General features: G+C 63.0%; 21 protein-coding genes. 13 read left to right on the top strand and 8 right to left on the bottom strand.

Going from position 1 to position 20,708, the window contains the following annotated elements; genetic code table 11:
* Positions 1–5: 5 nt before the first annotated feature.
* The 3 genes from P9875_RS22605 to P9875_RS22595 are packed head-to-tail and all read right to left on the bottom strand — an operon-like array spanning position 6 to position 3,066.
* Positions 6–923, bottom strand: coding sequence for a formyltransferase (locus P9875_RS22605; RefSeq protein WP_278316658.1), 918 nt, complete (start codon positions 921–923; stop codon positions 6–8).
* On the bottom strand, positions 923–1,918 hold the full coding sequence (locus P9875_RS22600) for a glycosyltransferase (protein ID WP_035827954.1): 996 nt from the start codon (positions 1,916–1,918) through the stop codon (positions 923–925). Before P9875_RS22600 ends, P9875_RS22605 begins: the two co-directional genes overlap by 1 nt.
* Before the next feature lie 11 nt (positions 1,919–1,929).
* On the bottom strand, positions 1,930–3,066 hold the full coding sequence (locus P9875_RS22595) for a DegT/DnrJ/EryC1/StrS family aminotransferase (protein WP_278316657.1): 1,137 nt from the start codon (positions 3,064–3,066) through the stop codon (positions 1,930–1,932).
* Here P9875_RS22595 and P9875_RS22590 point away from each other — a divergent pair.
* A complete protein-coding gene (locus P9875_RS22590) occupies positions 3,065–3,196 on the top strand; it encodes a hypothetical protein (protein ID WP_268747014.1) in 132 nt (43 codons plus the stop codon). The two genes, P9875_RS22595 and P9875_RS22590, sit on opposite strands and share 2 nt — an antisense overlap.
* Positions 3,197–3,271: 75 nt before the next feature.
* On the opposite strand, the gene P9875_RS22585 is transcribed toward P9875_RS22590, so the two are convergent.
* Both P9875_RS22585 and P9875_RS22580 read right to left on the bottom strand, forming a co-directional pair.
* Positions 3,272–4,945 (bottom strand): glycosyltransferase family 39 protein, encoded by a 1,674-nt coding sequence (locus P9875_RS22585; protein ID WP_278316656.1) that lies wholly within the window; start codon positions 4,943–4,945, stop codon positions 3,272–3,274.
* Positions 4,942–5,334 carry an Mth938-like domain-containing protein gene (locus tag P9875_RS22580; protein WP_176389577.1) on the bottom strand — a complete coding sequence of 131 codons (393 nt, stop codon included), beginning with the start codon at positions 5,332–5,334 and terminating at the stop codon, positions 4,942–4,944. The genes P9875_RS22585 and P9875_RS22580 overlap by 4 nt, the downstream gene beginning before the upstream one ends.
* Positions 5,335–5,757: 423 nt before the next feature.
* Between P9875_RS22580 and P9875_RS22575 the strand changes: the two genes are divergently transcribed.
* On the top strand, positions 5,758–6,987 hold the full coding sequence (locus tag P9875_RS22575) for a pyridoxal phosphate-dependent aminotransferase (protein WP_034750427.1): 1,230 nt from the start codon (positions 5,758–5,760) through the stop codon (positions 6,985–6,987).
* A gap of 74 nt (positions 6,988–7,061) precedes the next feature.
* Positions 7,062–8,384, top strand: a complete 1,323-nt coding sequence (locus P9875_RS22570) for a homoserine dehydrogenase (protein ID WP_278316655.1) — start codon at positions 7,062–7,064, stop codon at positions 8,382–8,384.
* A gap of 210 nt (positions 8,385–8,594) precedes the next feature.
* Here P9875_RS22570 and P9875_RS22565 read toward each other — a convergent pair whose 3' ends face one another.
* The 3 genes from P9875_RS22565 to P9875_RS22555 are packed head-to-tail and all read right to left on the bottom strand — an operon-like array spanning position 8,595 to position 11,200.
* On the bottom strand, positions 8,595–8,945 hold the full coding sequence (locus tag P9875_RS22565) for a ribonuclease E inhibitor RraB (protein WP_051958944.1): 351 nt from the start codon (positions 8,943–8,945) through the stop codon (positions 8,595–8,597).
* A gap of 21 nt (positions 8,946–8,966) precedes the next feature.
* Positions 8,967–10,475: a sensor histidine kinase N-terminal domain-containing protein gene (locus P9875_RS22560; RefSeq protein WP_423221799.1), complete on the bottom strand. Its 1,509-nt coding sequence runs from the start codon at positions 10,473–10,475 to the stop codon at positions 8,967–8,969.
* Positions 10,476–10,477: 2 nt separating this feature from the next.
* Positions 10,478–11,200 carry a response regulator gene (locus tag P9875_RS22555; RefSeq protein ID WP_099389262.1) on the bottom strand — a complete coding sequence of 241 codons (723 nt, stop codon included), beginning with the start codon at positions 11,198–11,200 and terminating at the stop codon, positions 10,478–10,480.
* Positions 11,201–11,414: 214 nt separating this feature from the next.
* Here P9875_RS22555 and P9875_RS22550 point away from each other — a divergent pair, with 214 nt between their 5' ends.
* From P9875_RS22550 to P9875_RS22505, 10 genes are all read left to right on the top strand, one after another.
* A complete protein-coding gene (locus tag P9875_RS22550) occupies positions 11,415–12,476 on the top strand; it encodes a porin (RefSeq protein WP_099403680.1) in 1,062 nt (353 codons plus the stop codon).
* 3 nt (positions 12,477–12,479) lie between these two features.
* Positions 12,480–13,475, top strand: a complete 996-nt coding sequence (locus tag P9875_RS22545) for a tripartite tricarboxylate transporter substrate binding protein (RefSeq protein ID WP_423221798.1) — start codon at positions 12,480–12,482, stop codon at positions 13,473–13,475.
* A gap of 43 nt (positions 13,476–13,518) precedes the next feature.
* A complete protein-coding gene (locus tag P9875_RS22540) occupies positions 13,519–14,616 on the top strand; it encodes an ABC transporter substrate-binding protein (protein WP_176389579.1) in 1,098 nt (365 codons plus the stop codon).
* A gap of 183 nt (positions 14,617–14,799) precedes the next feature.
* Complete coding sequence (locus P9875_RS22535) at positions 14,800–16,590, top strand: ABC transporter permease (protein WP_035820976.1); 1,791 nt, start codon at positions 14,800–14,802, stop codon at positions 16,588–16,590.
* A 35-nt stretch (positions 16,591–16,625) separates the two neighbouring features.
* Complete coding sequence (locus P9875_RS22530) at positions 16,626–17,699, top strand: ABC transporter ATP-binding protein (RefSeq protein WP_046685768.1); 1,074 nt, start codon at positions 16,626–16,628, stop codon at positions 17,697–17,699.
* 259 nt (positions 17,700–17,958) lie between these two features.
* Positions 17,959–18,099, top strand: a complete 141-nt coding sequence (locus P9875_RS22525) for an AbrB family transcriptional regulator (RefSeq protein ID WP_161784176.1) — start codon at positions 17,959–17,961, stop codon at positions 18,097–18,099.
* A gap of 528 nt (positions 18,100–18,627) precedes the next feature.
* A complete protein-coding gene (locus P9875_RS22520) occupies positions 18,628–19,389 on the top strand; it encodes a beta-ketoacyl synthase chain length factor (protein ID WP_035827944.1) in 762 nt (253 codons plus the stop codon).
* On the top strand, positions 19,382–20,173 hold the full coding sequence (locus P9875_RS22515) for a lysophospholipid acyltransferase family protein (protein WP_278316652.1): 792 nt from the start codon (positions 19,382–19,384) through the stop codon (positions 20,171–20,173). The genes P9875_RS22520 and P9875_RS22515 overlap by 8 nt, the downstream gene beginning before the upstream one ends.
* Complete coding sequence (locus tag P9875_RS22510; RefSeq protein ID WP_034750401.1) at positions 20,166–20,420, top strand: phosphopantetheine-binding protein; 255 nt, start codon at positions 20,166–20,168, stop codon at positions 20,418–20,420. Before P9875_RS22515 ends, P9875_RS22510 begins: the two co-directional genes overlap by 8 nt.
* Positions 20,421–20,449: 29 nt before the next feature.
* Entirely contained in the window at positions 20,450–20,707 is a 258-nt protein-coding gene (locus P9875_RS22505) for an acyl carrier protein (RefSeq protein ID WP_034750398.1), read from the top strand.
* Position 20,708: the final 1 nt, after the last annotated feature.

Below are 20,708 nucleotides of genomic sequence, written 5' to 3'. Positions count from 1 at the left end.
TGATATCAATGTGTGCTGACGCGGGCGGTCAGACTTGCTTGCAATTGCTGAGCCGAAATCGGCTCCCCGGCAGCCCTCAGCGCGGAAATGGCCAGCATCCGGCCGTCTCCGCAGACGCCAAAGATACAATTATCCACTACCGCCAAGCCCGGTGGCAAACTTCCTGCGGAATGCTTGCTCAAACGGGCTTTTTCGATGGTGTAAATGACATTGTTGACTTCGGTGAAGGCGCCTGGATACGGTGGCGCGACAGCCCGGTGCAGGTTGTATACCTGCTGTGCGGGTAACTTCCAGTCGATGCGGCCATCTTCCGGCGTGCGGCCGCCAAAATAGCCGCCCTGGCGCAAATCGTTGAGCTGGCGCGGCGCCGTGCCGTCCAGCAAGGCTGGCAGTACCCCCCACAGCGTTTGTTCCGCCGCCACGGTGACCTTGCCGAAGACTTCGAAGGCTGTGTCGTCGGGCAGGATGGGCACGGCCGTTTGCGCGACGATGGCGCCGGCATCGGGCTTGACCGTCATTTCATGCAGGGTGGCGCCCGTTTGCGGGGCGCCATGCAGCACGGCCCAGTTGACGGGCGCGCGGCCGCGGAACTGCGGCAGCAGCGAGCCGTGCATATTGTAGGCGGGCGCGACTTCCAGGATGCTGGCCGGCAGCATGTGGCGGTAGTAAAAGCTGAACAGCATGTCCGGTGCCGCCGCCTGCACCTGCGCCAGCAATTCGGGCGCGCGCGCGTCCGAAGGCGTGATGTACGGAATGCCTTCGGCCTGGCACAGGCTGGCGACGGATTCGAACCACAGGTTTTCCGTGGGGCTGTCTTCGTGCGTGACGACGAGGGCGATGTCGACGCCGCCGGCCAGCAGCACCTTGATGCAGCGCACGCCGACATTGTGGTAGCCGAAGACGACGCCGCGCGGGGCGCCCATCAGCGGCCCACCTGGCGCTTTTCCAGGCGCACATACGATGCCGCCTCGGCTTCCGCCTGGACCATGCCGTCCTGCAAGATGGTTTGCACCACGTAGCGGGGTCGGGCGCGCACTTGCTGGAAGATGCGTCCCACGTATTCGCCCACCAGGCCGATACCGAACAGGATCACGCCCATCAGGAAGAAGGCGATGGCGAACAGGGTGAACACGCCTTGCGCCTCGGCGCCGAACAGGAAGCGGCGCGCCAGCAGATAGATCACCAGCACGGCCGAACTGAAGGACAGCAGCATGCCCAGCATGGAAAAGATTTGCAGGGGTATCAGCGAAAAGCCCGTGACCAGGTCGAAATTGAGGCGGATCAGGCTGTACAGCGAGTATTTCGACTCGCCGGCCGAGCGTTCCTCGTGCTCGACGGTAATTTCCGTGGGCTTGCGGGCGAACGTGTAGGCCAGGGCGGGCACGAAGGTGTTGACCTCGGCGCACTGGTTGACCAGGTCGATCACGTTGCGGCCATACGCGCGCAGCATGTTGCCCTGATCGGTAATCTTGATATTCGTGATCTTTTCACGCAGACGGTTCATCATCTTCGAGGCCAGGGTGCGCCAGGCGGAATCTTGCCGCTTGCGCCGGATCGAGCCCACGTAATCGTAGCCTTCGCGCATCTTCGCCACCAGATTGCCGATTTCTTCGGGCGGGTTCTGCAGGTCGGCGTCGAGCGTGACCATGATCTGCCCGCGCGACGCTTCAAAACCGGCCAGGATGGCCATGTGCTGGCCATAATTACCGTTGAACAGGACGACGCGCGTGACGTCGGGACGCTGGCGGAACTGTTCCGCCAGGATGGCCACCGAATTGTCGCGGCTGCCATCGTTGACGAAGATGATCTCGTAGCTCGTCTGCAGGGCGTCGAGGGCCGGATACAGGCGGGCGAACAGGCTGGCCAGACCATCCTGTTCGTTGTAGATTGGAATGATAATGGACAGTTCAGGTTTCATCGGCGCGCTGCTCATTTGATGAGTATGGATTTGACGGTGGCGACGGCGCGTTCCACGTCCTGTGTCGTCATGGCGTAGAACATCGGCAAGGTCACGGTCAGGCGGCCGATCTTTTCCGAGACGGGGAACATGCCCTCGGTAAAGCCGCGTTCGCGGTACATGGTAAACAGGTGGATCGGTGCGTAATGATAGCCCGTTCCCACGTTTTGCTGCGCCATTTGCTGCATGAAGGCGGCGCGCGTGCCGGGGCCATTGTCGGGCAGGATGATCTGGAACAAATGCCAGTTGCTGTTCTCAAAATCCTGTACGGGCAGCTGGGCGCCGCTCTGCGCTTCGAAGTCGCTGCCGAATTGCGCAAAGTAATGGCGCGCGAGCGCGCGGCGGTGGGCCGTGATCGCGTCGATATTGGCGAACTGGCCCAGGCCGATGGCGGCCATGATGTCGCTCATGTTGTATTTGCCGCCCAGCACGTCGACGTCGATGCCGTCGACGCCGCTGCGCGTGACGCCCTGCAGCCGGTATTTCTCGGCCAGCTTGGCTTCTTCCAGGTTGTTCAGGACCAGCGCGCCGCCTTCGCCCGTGGTGATGTTCTTGTTGGCCTGGAAGCTGAACGAGACGAAGTCGCCAAACGCGCCGATGCGCTTGCCTTTCCAGGTGGAGCCGAACGCTTGCGCCGCGTCTTCCACGACGCGCAGCTTGTACTTGTCGGCGATCGCGTACAGGCGGTCCATGTCGACGGGCAAACCGGACAGGTAGACGGGGATGATGGCTTTGGTGCGCGGGGTGATGGCCGCTTCCAGCTTGTCGAGGTCGATATTCCGGGTGACGGGGTCGATGTCGGCAAACACGGGCGTGGCGCCCACTTCGATGATGACGTTGGCCGTCGCTACCCACGACACGGGCGTGGTGATGACCTCGTCGCCGGGGCCGATGCCGGCGATGCGCAGTGCGATTTCCATGGTGCACGTGCCCGAATTGAAGGTGCGCACGGGACGCCCGCCGAAATACTCGGACAGCTGGGCTTCGAAGGCCTGCACTTTCGGGCCGCTGGTGATCCAGCCCGAGCGCAGCACGTCGCCGACGGCGGCGATGGTCGCTTCATCGATGGTGGGTTTGGAAAAGGGCAAAAAGGGCAGGGTAGAGGTCATGGGCGCAATTCTTGAATCTGTGTTGGGTCAGGGTATCGGCATCGCCGAGGCTGCCAGTGCCGTTAAAGGCGGCTGGCAGGCATGGCTATTTTATATCGTCAGTATGGCGGCGCAGCCAGTTCAGCGGTGAAAAATCCAGCTGATGCGGGGGTGGGGCAGGCTGGCCGGGGGCGCGGTCCGTGCTGCCTCGCGCCCCGGTTAAACATTATTTGTTGGCAATGACCATGCGGCGCGCATCTTCGGCAATCAGGCGCATGGGCACACCACGCGCTTGCAATTCCTTGTAACGGTTCAGGCTGATAATGGCCATGCCGCGCACGCCGGCATGGGCATCGTTCGTCCATTGCGTGATGAAAGTCTCGATGTCCGGAATGGACAGCTCGGGCTGCTGTTTCAGGCCAAACGTGAACTCATCCCAGTAATCGACGAGGATCACGGGCCGCTGCAGGTAATACGTCAGCGACTGCTCGTAGATGCCGACCGAATAAAGCTTGGTATCGGCCGTCAGTTCGGCCTGGATCTGCGGCAGCATGTCGGTGCCTGCGCGGTTCTGGCCATACAGTTCGGAGCCGGCCAGGATGCAGTGCGTGGCCAGGAAGCCGGCGCCGGCAATCGTCAGCACCGTCATGTCGCGGCGCAGCTGGCGCGCATGCAGCAAGGCCAGGGCGCCGCCGGCCAGGGCGAAGAAGCCGGCCGCCATCAGCCATGGCTGGTAACCCTTGAGCGCGACCAGGGCTTCCGCGTCGCGTGCGCTGGCCTTGCCGAAGGCGATCGGTCCGCCGATCAGGATGGCCGCGCCCAGCACGCACAGCAGGCCGGCGGCGAACAGGCGCTGGCGGCGCGAGGCCGATTCCAGATACAGCGCCACGAGCAGGGCCAGCGCCGGGAAGACGGGCACGATGTAGCCAGGCAGCTTCGAGGTCGAATAGCTGAAGAAGAAGAAAATGAAGACGGCCCAGATCAGCAGCATCAAGCGGGGCTGGAAGGCGCCTTCCTGGCGCTGGAACGCGGCGGCCAGGCTTTGCGGCAGCACGCCTATCCAGGGCAGGATGCCGGGAATGAGCAGCACCAGGAAGTAGTACCAGGCGCCTTCGCGCTTGTGGCCCTTCATCAGGAAGCGCTGGAAGTGCTCGTGGATGAAGAAGAAATGCGGCTGTTCCGGATTGCGCAGGGCGACCAGCACGAACCACGGCGTGGCGATGGCGAAGAACACCAGCAAGCCCTTGACCAGGTGCAAGCGCGTCCAGATGCGCCAGTCGCGCGCACACAGCGAATACAGCACCAGCACGCCACCCGGCAGCACGATGCCGATCAGGCCCTTGGCCAGCACGGCCAGCGCCATGGCGGCCCAGCAGGCCAGCATCCAGTTGCGCCGCTCCGTCGCCGTGGCGTCGTCGCGCTGGGCGATCAGCAGGCTGCCCAGGGTCAGGGTCATCATGCCCGACAGGCCCATGTCCAACGAATTGATCTGGCCGGAAGCGAGCCAGAACAGGCTCGATGCCAGCACCAGGCCCGCATACAGCCCCACGCGCGGGCCGAACACTTTCTTGCCCGCGTAGGCCGTCATGCACACGCCGATGATGCCGCACAGGCCAGTCCACAGGCGTGCCTGCCATTCGCCCAGGCCGAAGGCGGCGAAGGTCAGCGCATTCATCCACGTTTGCAGCGGCGGCTTTTCAAAGTACTTGATGCCGTTCAGGCGCGTGGTGATCCAGTCGCCCGTGACGAACATTTCGCGCGCCATCTCGGCGTAGCGGCCCTCGTCGGGCGGCACCAGGGTACGGATACCCAGCGCATACAGGGTGACGACGATGAAGATGCCCAGCAGCGACCACATCAGCACCCGCGACGAGTGCAGCTCGTTGACGTTGATTTTCATGCGGCCTTGCCTGCGGCCGGAGCCAGGATCAGTGCCAGGGTGACCTTGCGGCCTTCGCCCATGAGGATATTGTAGGTGCGGCAGGCAGCCTGGCTATCCATGCATTCGACGCCGATGCGGCGCATGGTCAGCGCGGCCGTCAGTTTCGGATGCACGAAGCGCTGGCGCTCGCCCGTGCCGAGGATGACCACGTCGGGTGCGTCGGCCAGGATTTGCGCGAAATGCGCCTCCGTTAATTCTTCGAAACTGGTGACTTCCCACGCGCGTGGCGGTGTTTCCGGCATGACGATCAGGCTGTAGTTGTAGGGCTGGGCATTGATCTCGACGCCGTTTTCGTCATAGCCGGTGACAGTCTGGTATTGTTGGGTGCTGCTGGCGTGGAGTTTCATGGCGATATCGGGGCTGGTCGTGTCGGTTGATCGGTGCGCGCGCGGCCAAACTGCGTGCCGCGGCCAAGGGCGTAAGCATGCCATAAATGACAGAAAAGAGCGACTGAAAAGCAATATCCTTTCCAAATTGCAATGTTCGGCGCCACAGTGGCAATGCCTGCCTGCGCCATGGTAATGCTGCAAGATTAAGGGAAGATGAAGATGGCGCCCGCCCGATTGCCGTGCGGAGACGCCGGCGTGGCAGAATCGGCGTCAAATGCTGGGGTTCGCCATGTTTAATTTGATAAAATGGCCTGTTTTCGGCGAGAATGGTTGTTTTCGCCTTGCAGTCTTTCGCATCGCAGTTTCACGGGTTCATAGTTCTGGCGCGGCTATCATGCTGCAAGCTTCGGTCTCCGCGCCGCATCACGACAGGGATTTATTTTGCGACCGATTCAGAAATCGAATAAATTGGCGGACGTCTGCTACGACATCCGCGGCCCGGTCCTGGAAAAATCCAGGCAAATGGAAGAAGAAGGCCACAAGATCACCAAGCTCAATATCGGCAATCTGGCCGTATTCGGCTTCGATCCGCCCGACGAGATCGTGCGCGACATGATGCTCAATCTGCAGAACGCGGCCGGCTATACGGATTCGAAAGGCATGTTCGCGCCGCGCAAGGCCGTCATGCACTACACGCAGGGCAAGAATATCGCCGGCGTGACCATCGATGACATTTACCTGGGCAATGGCGCTTCCGAACTGATCGTCATGTCGATGAACGCGCTGCTCAACAGTGGCGACGAAGTGCTGGTGCCGGCGCCCGATTACCCGCTGTGGACGGCCGCCGTCAGCCTGTCGGGCGGCAATCCCGTGCACTATGTGTGCGACGAGCAGAACGAGTGGTATCCCGACATCGAGGACATGCGCCGCAAGATCACGCCGCAAACGAAAGCCATCGTCGTCATCAACCCGAACAATCCCACGGGCGCGCTGTACCCGGTTTCCGTGCTGCTGCAGATCGTCGAACTGGCGCGCCAGCACCAATTGATCATTTTCGCCGACGAGATATACGACAAGGTGCTGTACGATGAAGCCGAGCACGTGTCGATCGCCTCGCTGGCCGACGACGTGCTGTTCATCACCATGAACGGCCTGTCGAAGAATTACCGCTCCTGCGGCTACCGTTCCGGCTGGATGGTGGTCTCGGGTGAAAAGCGCCACGCAAAAGATTACATCGAAGGCCTCAACATGCTGGCCTCGATGCGGCTATGCGCCAACGCGCCGGGGCAGTTTGCCATCCAGACGGCGCTTGGCGGCTACCAGAGCATACAAGACCTGGTGGGGCCCGGCGGGCGCCTGTTGAAACAGCGCGACCTGGCGCACAAGCTGCTGACCGATATTCCGGGCGTCACCTGTGTCAAGCCAAAGGCCGCGCTGTACATGTTCCCGCGCCTGGACCCGGAGATCTACCCGATCGCCGACGACCAGCAGTTTGCCTATGAATTACTGGCTGAAGCGAAGGTCCTGATCGTGCAGGGTACGGGCTTCAACTGGATCGCGCCCGACCATTTCCGCGTCGTCTTCCTGCCCAACTCCGATGACCTGACCGAGGCCATGGGGCGCATTGCGCGCTTCCTCGAAGGTTACCGCAAGCGTCACGGCCGGGGCTGAACCAGCCAGCAGCAATCTCGATCAACCTGGCGCCGCCCAAAGGGGGCGCCACTTATGAGCAGTCAAGCACAACTATGAAATCCATCAAGATCGGCCTGCTGGGCCTGGGCAACGTCGGTTACGGCACGTTCAGCGTCCTGAAACGCAACCAGGAAGAAATCAAGCGCCGCGCGGGCCGCGGCATTGAAGTCGTCGCCGTCGCCGTGCGCGACGTGGCGCGCGCCGAAGCGCTCGTCGCCGGCGGCTGCAAGGTCGTCAATGACCCCTACCAGATCGTCAACGATCCCGAGATCGACATCGTCGTCGAACTGATCGGCGGCTACGACCTGTCGAAAACCCTGGTCATGCAGGCGATCGCCAACGGCAAGCACGTGGTCACGGCCAACAAGGCCCTGCTGGCCGTGCACGGCAACGAAATCTTCGCCGCCGCCCAGGACAAGGGCGTGATGGTGGCCTTCGAAGCGGCCGTCGCCGGCGGCATCCCCATCATCAAGGCGCTGCGCGAAGGCTTGACGGCCAACCGCATCGAATGGATCGCCGGCATCATCAACGGCACCACCAATTTCATCCTGTCCGAGATGCGCGACAAGGGCCTCGATTTCGCCACCGTGCTGAAACAGGCGCAGGAACTCGGTTACGCGGAAGCCGACCCCACCTTCGACATCGAAGGTGTCGACGCCGCGCACAAGGCCACCATCATGTCGGCCATCGCCTTCGGCATCCCGGTGCAGTTCGACAAGGCCTACGTGGAAGGCATCAGCAACCTCAATGCCGTCGACATCCGCTACGCCGAGCAGCTGGGCTACCGCATCAAGCTGCTGGGCATCACCAAGCGCGCCACCGTCAACGGCGTGGAAGGCATCGAGCTGCGCGTGCATCCGACGCTGATCCCAGCCAAGCGCCTGATCGCCAACGTGGAAGGCGCAATGAACGCGGTGCTGGTGCATGGCGACGCCGTCGGCGCCAGCCTGTACTCGGGCCGCGGCGCGGGCGCCGAGCCGACCGCCTCGTCGGTGATCGCCGACCTGGTCGACATCACGCGCCTGGCCACGGCGGACCCGGAACACCGCGTGCCGCACCTGGCGTTCCAGCCGAACGCGATGACCGATATCGCGATTCTGCCGATGTCGGAAATCACCACCAGCTATTACCTGCGCATGCACGTGGCCGACCAGCCGGGCGTGCTGGCCGACCTGACGCGCATCCTGGCCGACCGCTGCATCTCGATCGACGCCATGCTGCAAAAAGAGCCGGCCGAGGGCGAGACGCACACTGACATCATCATGCTGACGCACCAGACGCAGGAAAAGAACGTCACGGCCGCCATCGAGAAGATGGAAGCCCTCAATAGCGTGGTAGGCACGGTCACCAAGATCCGCCTGGAAAACCTCAGCTGAGCGTTTGCGGCGAGCCATGCAAAACGGCGCCCGCGGGCGCCGTTTTTTTATGCGTGATGTTGCCGGATGACGGCGCCCACGCCCATGTGGTCATGGCCAGTAGGCCGGATTAGTGCGGCAAGGCCGCACGTAATCCGACAACATTGTTGGCATGGATGGTGCTGTCGGATTACGGCCCTTCGGACCTGATCCGACCTACGCCTACACCGCTCAAGGCGCGGCGACGGGGCCCACGTCCATGCCGTCATAGCTGGCCAGCTGGTTTTCCTGCGCAAACACCATCAGTTCGCCATTGCGCGCGTGCAGGCTGTCGACGCCATGTACTTCGGCCTTTTCCACGTGCAGCACCCACACTGGCGGTGCCGCCGGGTCGTCGAGTTCTGGCTGATACAGCTCCACCGGGCGGTAGCCCTGCAGCGCCAGCAGGGTGGCGGCCTGTTCCAGCGGTTCGGAGGTGGGGTTGGTGAAGTAATAGCCCCACAGCAGCGGCTGGGACAAATCCCACGGCGCGTTCTCGGCGATATTGGCAAACAGTTCGGTTACATCTTCTTTGGTCATCATGGCGCTGCCTTCCTTAAAATCTCAGGACGCGATCTTAGCATCGACTGGCGCCGGGGCGAAATACACGCCGACTTTCAGCCCATGTCCATTCGCCGCCGTCGCCAGTTCCAGGCGCGCGCCGTGCAGGGCCGCGATGTCGCGCACGATGGCCAGGCCAAGCCCGGCGCCGCCCGGATTGCTTTCCAGCGCCGCGCCGACGCGGTAGAACGGCGTGAACACGCGTTCGCGTTCCGCCGGCGGGATGCCGGCGCCGCTGTCTTCCACTTCCAGCACCGTTTCGTCTCCACGGCCGCCCGCGCGCACGCGCAGGATCACGCTGCCGCCCTGCGGCGTGTAGCGCAGGGCGTTGTCGACCAGGTTGGCCACCAGTTCATGCAGCAGCAGGGCCTGGCCATGCACGGGCGCTTCGTCGGGCGCTTCCAGCGACAGGTCGATATGCCTGCCGACGGCGGCCATGGCCATTTCCAGCCCCACCTGCTGCGCCACGTCGCGCAAGGGCACCGTGTCCATCGCCAGGTTCTCGCCGCCATGCTCGATGCGCGCCAGGGTCAGCAGGCGGTTGGCCAGCAGCACGGTCGAATCGGTGGTGACGGCGATCGAACGCACGATGTCGCGCAGGGCGGCGATGTCCGGCGGCGCGCCCGCCTGGCGGTCGCATTCGCGCATGGCCAGTTCGGCCTGGGTTTTCAGCACCGTCAACGGCGTGCGCAGCTGGTGCGAGGCATCGGCGATGAAGCGGCGCTGGCTGGCGATCAGCTGCTGCAGGCGCGACATGGAGCCGTTCATGGCGCTCACCAGCGGGCGCATTTCCTTGTGCACCAGCGTGGGATCGACGTCGGACAGGTCGGACAGGGTGCGCGTCTCGACTTCCGTTTTCAGGCGCATCAGCGGGCGCAGCACCAGGCGCACGGCAAACCACACGAGGGCGCCCATCACCAGTATCATCGCGGCCTGCCAGATCAGGGTGTCGAACAGGATCTGGTTCGACAGGCCGCGCCGCGCGTCCAGCGTCTCGGCCACCTGGATCAGGGCGATGCCGCGCATCGAGTCGTCATACACGGGCTGCAGCAGGGCGGCGATGCGGATCGGCTTGCCGTGGTAGTCGGCGTGGTAGAAGCGCACCAGGGCCGGATAATTCTGCGAGCGGGGCACGTTTTTCGGCACGGGCGGCAAGTCGCCATAGCCCGACACCAGCTCGCCATTGATGCCCGTCACCTTGTAGTAGATGCGGCCCAGGGTGTCGGTCTCGAAGCTGTCGAGCGCCACATAAGGCACTTCGGCCACCACCTTGCCGTTGACGATGGAGACTCTTTCGGCCAGCGCCCGCGTCGACGCCAGCAGGGAGCGGTCGTAGGCCATGTCGGCCGCGTCGAGCGCGTTGCGGTAGACAAAAACGGCATCGAGCAGCACCAGCATCACCAGCGGGATGAGCAGCCAGCGCAGCAGCTGGCTGCGCAGGCTGCCCAGCGGCCGGCCCTGCGCCCGGCGCCGGCGCAGGCGTTCCAGCAGGGGCGGGCGTGGAGCGCGCACGCTCATTTTGGCGCGGCCGGCGCCATGGCGCTGCGCGGCTGCAGCAGGTAGCCGATGCCGCGCAGGGTGGTGATGACGGCGCCGTCGGGCGAGCCGCTTTCCACGCCGCTCTCGAGTTTTTTGCGCACGCGGTGGATATACAGTTCGATGGCGTCCAGGTTGGCGTCGTCGGCCAGCGCGAAGACTTCGTCGAAGAGTTTTTCCTTCGACACGGCGCGCCCCGAGCGCGTGATCAGCGCTTCGAGCACCGCGTGTTCGCGCGGCGTCAGCGCCAGCGCCGCGCCGCCATAGCTGAACATGCGCGTGACGGTGTCGAAACTGAGGGCGCCGCAGGTGTGCACAAGGGCTTCGTTGCCCTGGCTGCGGCGCAGCAGGGCTTTTACGCGCGCTTCCAGTTCGGCCAGTTCGAACGGTTTGGCCATGTAGTCGTCCGCGCCCAGGTTCAGGCCCTGTACTTTTTCATCGAGGCCGCCGCGCGCCGTGAGTATCATGACGGGAGTCTTGCCGCGCGTGCCGCCGCGCGCGCGCAGGCGGCGCAGCACGTCCAGGCCATCCATCTTCGGCAGGGTCAGGTCGAGCAGCACCAAAGAATATTCCTGCGTATGCAGCAGGGCGTCGGCATCGGCGCCGTTGTGGGCGGTCTCCACCGTCAGGTGCGCGTCGCGCAGGGCCTTTGCCAGCCAGTGCGACAGCTCCAGATGGTCTTCCACTAGTAATATGCGCATGGTCTCCGCCATTCGTTTGAAACGATACAGTGTAAGCCTGCTGGCGCCGCGCCGACAGGGGCGGCGATGAATAAGTTTGTCCTCCTTGTGGCTGGCGGACGACACCTGTCAGTCTGAAAGCGAATTGAAAGGATCACGATCATATAGTGTGATCCTGATTCATGAAATTGATCAGGCATATCACCAATAACTATATCTAAGGGAGACACTTTACATGAAGAAAACCGCATTCTCGCTGGCCGCCATGGCGGTACTTGCCGCAGCTGGCAGCGCCCACGCCCAGTCGAACGTCACCCTGTACGGCCGCCTGGACGCCGGCATCAGCAACACCAGCAACGCCGGTCCGAACAAAAGCTCGATGACGCAAGTGAGCTCCGGCGGCATGAACACCTCGCGCTGGGGCATCCTGGGCAGCGAAGACCTGGGCGGCGGCCTGAAAGCCGTCTTCAATCTGGAAGGCGGCATCCTGGTCGACACGGGCGCGGCCGACGGCGCGCTGTTCAAGCGCCAGGCCAACGTGGGCCTGGAAGGCGCGTTTGGCCGCGTCGTGCTGGGACGTTCGTTCACCACCGTGTACGATTTCGTGCTGCCATTCGATCCGATGGCGTATGCGCCGTTCTACTCGTGGGCCACCTCGGCCAACGCGACGGGCCCAAGCAAATACGGCATGACGACGGCCTTCGACAACATGGTCAAGTACTCGGGCAAGACGGGCGACTTCAGCTACGGCGCATCGTACGGTTTCGGCGAACAGTCGACGGGCAACTCGGACAGCGCCAAGCTGTCCACGGCCGTCACCTACAAGACCGGTCCGGTCAGCCTGCTGGCCACGTATGAACAGGTCAACGGCAACACCATCGCCGGCGGCGCGCGCGACAAGACCACCGTCTACCACCTGGGCGCCATGTATGACGACGGCCCGTGGAAAGTGCAGGCGGCGGCGCGCGACTACAAGCTCGATCCTGCGGCAGCCGGCAAGGCCGACGTGCGCGGCACCCTGTACTGGGGCGGCGTCAGCTACAAGACCACGCCGGTCGTCACCCTGACGGGCGTGATCTACTACCAGGACGTGAAAAACGTGGCGGCCAACCTCAATGCCGATCCGATCATGTACGTGGCGCGCGTGCGCTATGCCCTGTCCAAGCGCACCGACCTGTATGTGGCGGGCGCCTACGCCAAGGCCAAGCACAACCAGCTGGTCAGCCTGTCGCGTGACGACGCCGGTTTCGGCGACACGCAGCGCGGCCTGATCGCCGGCATCCAGCACCGCTTTTAAGGCATGAGCATGCTGCGCACCGCGTTCCTGTCGCTGTTGTTGTTGTCCGCGCCGCTGCCCGCGCTGGCGGCAGCGGCCGCGCCTGAAGTCGACTGCGTGGTGCCGTCCAAGCCGGGCGGCGCCATGGACCTGACCTGCAAGCTGGCGCAGAAAGGGCTGCTGCAGCCCGATCCGGCGGCGGCAGCGCCGTTCGCGTCCTCGGTGCGCATCAGCTATCTGCCGGGCGGCATCGGCGCGGTGGCGTGGCGCTCGATGGGGTCGCAGCGCCGGCGTGCCGAAGCCAACACCCTGGTGGTGTTTTCGGGCGGTTCGCTGCTGAACCTGGCGCAAGGCAAGTTCGGCAACGCCAAGACGGGCGACGTGCGCTGGGTGGCGGCGCTGGGCGCCGACTACGGCATGATCGCCGTGCGCAGCGACTCGCCCTACAAGAGTCTGGCCGACCTGATCGCCGCGCTCAAGCGCCACCCCGACAAGGTGCTGATCGGCGTGTCCGGCACCATCGGCAGCCAGGACTGGGTGAAGATGGCGCTGGTGGCGCGCCGGGCCGGCATCGACCCGAAAGTGCTGCGCTTCGTGGCGCTGGAAGGCGGCGGCGAGATATTCACGGCGATGCAGGCCAACTACGTGCAGGTGATGTCGGGCGACACATCGGAAGCGACCCTGAACGCGGGCGACAGCCATGCGCGCGTGCTGGCGGTGCTGTCGGAAAAGCGCTTGCCCGGCGTGCTGGCCAGCGTGCCGACGGCGCGTGAGCAGGGCGTCGACGTGGTCTGGCCCATCATCCGCGGCCTGTGGATGGGGCCGCAAGTGCCGGAGCAGGATTACCAGCGCTGGGTGGCCACGTTCGACCGTGCGATGGCCACGCCGCAGTTTGCCCAGTGGCGCACGCAATCGGGCATGTATCCGTTCGCGCTGACGGGCGACAAATTGACGCAGTACGTAAACCAGGCAGTCGAACGCTACTCCAGGCAGGCGGCCGAACTGGGCCTGATGCGCTGAGTCCCATAGCAAACCATACAACAATCACAGACGGAGACAAACCATGCAAACCAAAACCATTCTCGCCATCGCCCTGGCCGCCGCTTTCGCGGGTAGCACCGGCGCCGCTTTCGCGCAGGTGCCGGCAGGTTATCCGGCCGATTACCAGAAGATCATCGACGCGGCCAAGAAGGAAGGCAAGGTGGTGATCTACAGCGCCACCGACAGCAAGGCCGCCGCACCGCTGATCAAGGATTTCAGCGCCCTGTATCCCGGCATCTCGGTCGAATACAACGACATGAATTCGACGGAAGTGTACAACCGCTTCATTTCCGAAGTGGCCGCCGGCGGCAACACGGCCGACGTGATGTGGTCGTCGGCGATGGACTTGCAGATGCGCCTGGCCTCCGATGGCTACGCCCTGAAATACAAGTCGGTCGAAGCGGGCAAGATTCCCGGCTGGGCCATGTGGGACGACCAGGCTTACGGCACCACGTTCGAGCCTGCCGCCATCGTCTACAACAAGCGTTTGCTCGATCCGAAGGAAGTGCCGAAGAACCACGACGACTTCGTCAAGCTGATCGCCACGCCGAAATTCAAGGACAAGGTCACCACCTACGACATCGAAAAGTCGGGCGTGGGCTTCATGTTCATGTCGCAGGACGCGAAGGAATATCCGCAGTTCCTGGCGCTGCAAAACGCGTTTGGCACGGCCAAGGTGCGCGTGCAGTCGTCGACGGGCACCATGATGGAGCGCATTTCGTCGGGCGAAAACCTGATCGGCTACAACGTGCTGGGCTCCTACGCCCTGGTGCGCGCCAAGACCGATCCGTCGATTGGCGTGGTGCTGCCCAAGGATTACACCCTGATCCTGTCGCGCGTGCAGTTCATCAACAAGAACGCGAAGAACGTCAACGCCAGCAAGCTGTGGCTCGACTACATCCTGTCGCACCGCGGCCAGACCATCATCGCGAACGGCGCCAAGCTGTTCGCCATCCGCGCCGACGTCACGGGCGAGACCACCTCGGCGGACCTGATCAAGGAAATCGGCGCGGCCAATGTCAAGCCGGTGCCCGTGCATCCGATCATCCTGCAATTCCTGGGACCAGCCAAGCGCATGGCCTTCTTGAAGCAGTGGAAAGAAACGGCCGGCAAAAAGTAGGAACATCCGAAAAACCTACTGCGCGTCGCGATTTGCGGCCTCCGATGCTCACTGTGCATTCGCACAGCTCCGCTTCTCAGCCACAACTCACTGCCGCTCGCTACGGTTTTATCGGAGTTCCTTGGCCAGCCGCGGGCGTTCGCCGGCGGCTGGATGCCGCACCCCTCATTCATTGGATTCATCATGCAAACTGCTATCTTGCCGCTGCCTGCACGGTCGCGCTCTCCCTTGTCGCGCCTGAACTGGCCGCGCGGCGTGGTCGTGGCGATCACCATGGTCGCCATTTTCCTGCCGCTGTTCCTGATTTTTTACCAGAGCTTTCTGAACGCGCCGTTTTTCATGCCGGTGCGCGAATTCGGCTTTGATTCCTATCGTTTCATCTTCGATGATCCCGATTTCTCGATGGCCTTCAAGAATGGCCTGATGCTTGCCTGCGGCCTGACCGTGATCGCCGTGCCGCTGGGCGGCATGCTGGCCTTCCTGATGGTGCGCACGGATTTGCCTGGCCGCGGCTGGGTGGCGCCGATGCTGCTGGTGCCGATCTTTGTCTCGCCGATGGTGATGGGCTTTGGCTACGTCGTGTCGATGGGACCCGTGGGCTTTTACTCGGTCTGGGCCAAGGAGCTGTTCGGCTTCGTGCCCTGGAATATTTATTCCTTCACCAGCATCGTCATCATCGCCGGCCTGACGCACGTGCCGCACGTCTACCTGTATGCCTCGTCAGCCCTGAAAAGCCTGGGTTCGGACGTGGAAGAGGCGGCCCGCGTGGCCGGCGCTTCGCCGGTGCAGGTCATGCTCAACGTGTCGCTGCCGATGATCATGCCGGCGCTGGCGTATGCGGGCGTGCTGGTGTTCTTCCTCGGCTTCGAAGTATTCGGCCTGGTGCTGGTGCTCGGCGATCCGGAAGGCCATCTGGTGCTGCCGACCTATCTGTACAAGCTGACGAATAAACTCGGCACGCCGTCGTACCACCTGATGGCCGCCGTCGCCGTCTGCCTGGTGATGGTGACCATGCCGCTGGTGATGATACAGCGCTGGCTGCTCAAGTCCGCCAACAAATATGTGTCGATCAAGGGCAAGGGCGCGCGCAGCAAGGCGATGCCGCTGGGCCGCTGGAAGTGGCTGGCGTTTGCCCTGCTGGCAGGCTGGCTGATCTTCACCATCATCCTGCCTTTGAGCGGCATCGTGCTGCGCTCCTTCGTGCAGTACTGGGGCGAGGGCGTGCACCTGGCCGACGTATTGACCCTGCAGCACTTCCGCGATATTTTCGACCAGCCATCGCTGGTGCGCGGCATCGTCAACACCATCCTGATCGGCGTCGTCGGCGGTGCGCTGGCCGTGGGCTGCTACAGCTTCATCGCGCTGGCCATGCACCGCAAGCAGGACGGCATCACGCGCCTGCTCGATTACAGCGTGCTGGTGCCGCGCGCCGTGCCGGGTTTGCTGGCCGGCTTGTCGTTCCTGTGGGTGTTCCTGTTCGTGCCGGCCTGGCTCGACGGCATATTGAAAGGCATGGACAACGGCGTGGCCCTGTGGCTGAGCGGCCATGTGATACCAGTGCTGCGCGAAGTGCGCTCGACGATCTTCGCCCTGTGGCTCGCGTATTCGGTGGTGTGGATGGCCTACGGCATGCGTTTGATTTCCACGGCGCTGCTGCAAGTGGGACCGGAGCTGGAAGAGGCGGCGCGCGCCGTCGGCGCCAACCGCGGCCAGGTGACACGCGACGTGACCCTGCCGCTGATCAAATACGGCTTGCTGGGCGCCTGGCTGATGGTGTTCCTGATCTTCGAACGCGAATATTCGACGGGCGTGTACCTGCTCTCGCCGGGCACGGAAGTGATCGGCGCCATGCTGGTGTCGCTGTGGGCGGGCGGCTCGACCGATCTGGTGGCGGCGCTGTCCTTCATCAATATCACCCTGGTGGCCATCGGCCTGGGCATCGCGCTGCGCTTCGGCGTGAAGTTACACAACTGAGCCGCATAACTAAATACAAAGACTGAGACCACATCATGAATGAATTGACCGTCAATGAGCTGTACCTGGACTACGGCACCGGCGCCTCCGCCAACCAGATCCTGAAGGGCGTCTCGATGCACCTGAAAAAAGGCGAAGTGGTCGCCTTGCTGGGGCCTTCGGGCAGCGGCAAGACCACCTTGCTGCGCGCCGTCGCCGGCCTGGAAAGCCCGAAGGCGGGCACCATCCAGATCGGCGAGCGCAATGTCTTCGATGGCGCGAAGCATTTCGAAATGCCGGCCGAGCACCGCAACCTGGGACTGGTGTTCCAGTCGTACGCGCTGTGGCCGCACAAGACCGTGTTCGACAACGTCGCCTACGGCCTCAAATTGCGCAAGATGGGCAGCACGGAAATCGCCGCGCGCATCAAGGAAGTGCTGACGCAGCTGGGCCTGGGTCACCTGGGCGAGCGCTATCCGCACCAGCTGTCCGGCGGCCAGCAGCAGCGCGTGGCGATCGCCCGCGCGCTGGTGTACAACCCGCCCGTGATCCTGCTCGACGAACCGCTGTCGAACCTGGACGCCAAGCTGCGCGAGGAAGCACGCGCCTTCCTGCGCGAACTGATCGTGCGCCTGGGTCTGTCCGCGCTGATGGTGACGCATGACCAGGGCGAGGCGATGGCCATTTCCGACCGCATCCTGCTGCTGAATAACGGCAAGATCGAGCAGCAGGGCACGCCGCAAAGCATGTATGAAACGCCGGACACCCTGTTCACGGCCGAATTCATGGGCAGTAACAACCGCCTGCCCGGCAAGGTGGTGCAGCGCGAAGGCAATCAGGTGCGCCTGCTGGTCGATGGCGCCTCCATGCAGGGCGTGGCGCGCGGCGCCAACGTGGGCACGGAGGTGACCACTATGATCCGCGTCGAGGAAGTCAAGATCAGCGCCACGCAGGTCGACAATGCCATCGAGCTGCCGCTGCTGACGTGCATGTACCTGGGTGACCGCTGGGAATGCCTGTTCGAACGCGGCGGCGCCGAAAACATCAGCCTGCGCGCCTATTCGCGCCACAAGCTCGAAGCGGGCAAGTACTGGTTGCACATGCCGGCCGATAAGCTCTGGGTGTTTTAACGTTGGCGAGGTGGCCATGCTGGCGCACAGTATATTGCCCTTACTGTGCGGCACTGGTCACCGGATTGGCGGGCGCCACCATCTGTTGCGCCTGCCCGGATTGATGATCGCACGGACTCCCTGTTCATCGTCATCGTCATCGCCCTGGCCCTGGATACATGCTTTGGCCCCGCCTTCCTGCATACTGCTCCCCGCTACATGGCCGGCGCGGCTCGGTGCAGCTTCTTGATGCTGCTGGTCGCTGCCCTTCGGGCTGGCCTTGTCGCACTGGCAGGGCATCCATCCCTGCAAGGCCATCCTGGCCACCTCGTCCGATGGTGTCGCCAATATGTCGCTGACGGCCAAGACCCTGCATATGGGCGCGCCCATCGTCACGGCGTTTCATGTTTTTTCATGCTGATATGTAAAGCCGCCAGAGTTGAATCGGCCGGCTGGAACTGGCATAAAGCAAACGCTCTGTATCGTCCTTGCCGCGCACCCGCTTTAAGCCATGCGTGGATAATATGTGGCTGCCCGTTTTTCCGGGGCATTCCATCCTGGCGCGCAGTGGCCAGTCATGCCCGGCGACCGTATTTTCCGCGCCATTGCGCCATGTTGAGTGTGTTATCTAAAAACAACGCTCCACTTTGTGGTATGCGCACCTTGTTTTGATCATGGATAAAAAAACACCCGTTCCGAGAATGCCGGCGGTTTGCCGGAGAATGCTTATTCTCCCATTGAAAATAATCGATGTGAGTGTTGCAAATAGTAACTAAAGTGAGGTCCATCTTTAAAAGATGGATTTTGTATTTGCATTTAAAAAGTTGCTCCACGGCCATTTATTTTAGTTATTTTTACTTCCTTCGTTTATAATTTGAAAAGAACGCCGGCGAGGCTTTTTGCGCAGTTTTGACGTGAGTTCGCCTTTTTTGAGCTCAGGGATATGCATATGCGCACCGACGGTGTCCGTTTTTCAATTGTCAGACATGCCGCATGGGCGCCAGGCCTGGAAACGCCGCAGCAATGGCGCGCGTGGGCGCAAAGCACCTTGCCCGTCGCACCGATTGCTGCTGCTGGCGAGCCGGGCGTGCGTGCGATGACGCCGATGCTGCGCCGCCGCGCCGGTCAGCTGGGCAAGATGGCGCTCGAAGTGGCGTACGCCTGCCTCGGCGAACAGCGTGATATTCCGCTCGTCTTTTGTTCCCGCCATGGCGAGGTGGCGCGCGCCGTCGAACTGTTGTCGGCGCTGGCCCAGGGCGAACCCTTGTCGCCGACGGCATTCGGCATGGCCGTACACAATGCCAGCGCAGGCCTGTTTTCCATCGCCCGCGCCGATACGGCGAATCAGCTGGCCATCGCTGCCGGTGCGGCCAGCCTCGAAGCCGCGGTGATCGAGGCGTGCGGCTTGCTGGCCGATGGCGCGGCACAGGTATTGCTGGTGCTGGCGGAGTGTCCCTTGCCGGTGCCATTCGAAGCTTTTGAAGACTGCCATGAGCAGTCGCATGCGTTTGCCTGGCTGCTGCAGGCCGAGGCTACCCCCGGCACCGCTTTCAGCCTGACGTGGCGCGCCCGCGGCAGTGATGACGCGTTGGCGGTGGCCGCCGGCGCCATGCCGGGCAGCCTGGCCGTATTGCGATTCATGCTCGGCGAGGCCCGCACGTTCGAGCATGCGGCCAACCGCCAGGCATGGTGCTGGAGCCGTCATGCATAGGCTGAAGGCTGTCCGCACCGGCCTGTCGATAGGCTGGCGTACCATCGCGACCGCGCTCAGTTTTGCCGCCTTCGGCCTCGGTGGCTTGCTGCTGCGCGTGCTGGTGTTTCCCGTGCTGCAGATGCTGGTGTGGCGGTGCGAGACGCGCATTGCCTGCGCGCGCACCATCATCCGCTGGAGTTTTCGCTTGTACATCGGTCTGATGCGTTTTCTCGGCGTACTGCGCTACGACTTGCGCGGTCTCGACAAGCTGGAACGCGGCGGCTTGCTAATCCTGGCCAATCATCCGACCCTGATCGACACGATTTTCCTGATGGCGTATGTCAAGCAGGCCGATTGCATCGTCAAGTCCGATTTGTGGAATAACCCGTTTACGGGCGGTCCCGTGCGCGCGGCAGGCTATATCAATAACACGGGCGGCGCCGAACTGGTGGACGCCTGCCTGGCATCGCTGGAGCGCGGCAATAACCTGATCATTTTCCCGGAAGGCACGCGCACGCCATGCAGCGGCGAGGTCCTGCTGAAGCGGGGCGCGGCGAATATCGCCGTGCGCGGCCGCCGCGACGTGACGCCGGTGCTGATCCGTTGCCTGCCCAGGACCCTGGGCAAGGGCGAGCCATGGTGGCGCGTGCCGGCCCGCCGTGCGCATTTCGAGATCGCCGTGCAGGACGACCTGGCGATCGGCGAGTTTACCGGCGGTGGCGCCAGCGACGTGATGGCGGCGCGTACCTTGACCACTCATTTGCAACATTACTTTAGCGGGAAACAGGAACAACATGCTTGAACAAGAAGTGAAGGAACTGATCATCGAGGCGCTGCAACTGGAAGACGTGAGCGCTGCCGATATCGATACGGATGCGCCCCTGTTTGTCGAGGGCCTGGGACTCGATTCGATCGATGCGCTGGAACTGGGCGTCGCCCTGCAAAAAAAATACGGCATTTCCCTGTCGGCCGATTCGGCCGATACGCGCCGCCACTTTGCCTCGGTACGGGCGCTGGCGGCCATGGTTGACACTCACAGAAAGAAGTAAGGAGCAGCAAAATGGTAGATATGAGCGCAATGAGCCGCGATGAATTGTACGCATGGGTAGTGCAGCTGCTGGCCGAAATGTTCGAGCTCGATCCGGCGGCGCTGACGCCGCAGTCGAATCTGTACGCCGAACTCGATATCGACAGCATCGACGCGGTCGACCTGGCGGTCAAGCTGAAGCAGCTGACGGGCAAGCGCCTGCAGCCGGAAGTGTTCAAGACCATCCGCACGATCGACGATGTGGTCGAGGCGCTGCGCGCGATGTCGGTGTCTGAACAGGCGGCATAAC

It is taken from the genome of Janthinobacterium rivuli (assembly GCF_029690045.1).
Taxonomy (GTDB): Bacteria; Pseudomonadota; Gammaproteobacteria; order Burkholderiales; family Burkholderiaceae_D; genus Janthinobacterium; species Janthinobacterium rivuli.
The sequence above is the reverse complement of the archived record's forward strand: the minus strand, read 5'-3'. Positions and strand labels throughout refer to the sequence as shown.

Bases quoted from the DNA above. Each gene is read 5' to 3' on its own strand.
- P9875_RS22605 (WP_278316658.1), bottom strand. From the start codon at position 923: ATGGGCGCCCCGCGCGGCGTCGTCTTCGGCTACCACAATGTCGGCGTG.
- P9875_RS22600 (WP_035827954.1), bottom strand. From the start codon at position 1,918: ATGAAACCTGAACTGTCCATTATCATTCCAATCTACAACGAACAGGAT.
- P9875_RS22590 (WP_268747014.1), top strand. From the start codon at position 3,065: ATGGGCGCAATTCTTGAATCTGTGTTGGGTCAGGGTATCGGCATCGCC.
- P9875_RS22595 (WP_278316657.1), bottom strand. From the start codon at position 3,066: ATGACCTCTACCCTGCCCTTTTTGCCCTTTTCCAAACCCACCATCGAT.
- P9875_RS22585 (WP_278316656.1), bottom strand. From the start codon at position 4,945: ATGAAAATCAACGTCAACGAGCTGCACTCGTCGCGGGTGCTGATGTGG.
- P9875_RS22580 (WP_176389577.1), bottom strand. From the start codon at position 5,334: ATGAAACTCCACGCCAGCAGCACCCAACAATACCAGACTGTCACCGGC.
- P9875_RS22570 (WP_278316655.1), top strand. From the start codon at position 7,062: ATGAAATCCATCAAGATCGGCCTGCTGGGCCTGGGCAACGTCGGTTAC.
- P9875_RS22565 (WP_051958944.1), bottom strand. From the start codon at position 8,945: ATGATGACCAAAGAAGATGTAACCGAACTGTTTGCCAATATCGCCGAG.
- P9875_RS22555 (WP_099389262.1), bottom strand. From the start codon at position 11,200: ATGCGCATATTACTAGTGGAAGACCATCTGGAGCTGTCGCACTGGCTG.
- P9875_RS22550 (WP_099403680.1), top strand. From the start codon at position 11,415: ATGAAGAAAACCGCATTCTCGCTGGCCGCCATGGCGGTACTTGCCGCA.
- P9875_RS22545 (WP_423221798.1), top strand. From the start codon at position 12,480: ATGAGCATGCTGCGCACCGCGTTCCTGTCGCTGTTGTTGTTGTCCGCG.
- P9875_RS22540 (WP_176389579.1), top strand. From the start codon at position 13,519: ATGCAAACCAAAACCATTCTCGCCATCGCCCTGGCCGCCGCTTTCGCG.
- P9875_RS22535 (WP_035820976.1), top strand. From the start codon at position 14,800: ATGCAAACTGCTATCTTGCCGCTGCCTGCACGGTCGCGCTCTCCCTTG.
- P9875_RS22530 (WP_046685768.1), top strand. From the start codon at position 16,626: ATGAATGAATTGACCGTCAATGAGCTGTACCTGGACTACGGCACCGGC.
- P9875_RS22520 (WP_035827944.1), top strand. From the start codon at position 18,628: ATGCGCACCGACGGTGTCCGTTTTTCAATTGTCAGACATGCCGCATGG.
- P9875_RS22515 (WP_278316652.1), top strand. From the start codon at position 19,382: ATGCATAGGCTGAAGGCTGTCCGCACCGGCCTGTCGATAGGCTGGCGT.
- P9875_RS22510 (WP_034750401.1), top strand. From the start codon at position 20,166: ATGCTTGAACAAGAAGTGAAGGAACTGATCATCGAGGCGCTGCAACTG.
- P9875_RS22505 (WP_034750398.1), top strand. From the start codon at position 20,450: ATGAGCCGCGATGAATTGTACGCATGGGTAGTGCAGCTGCTGGCCGAA.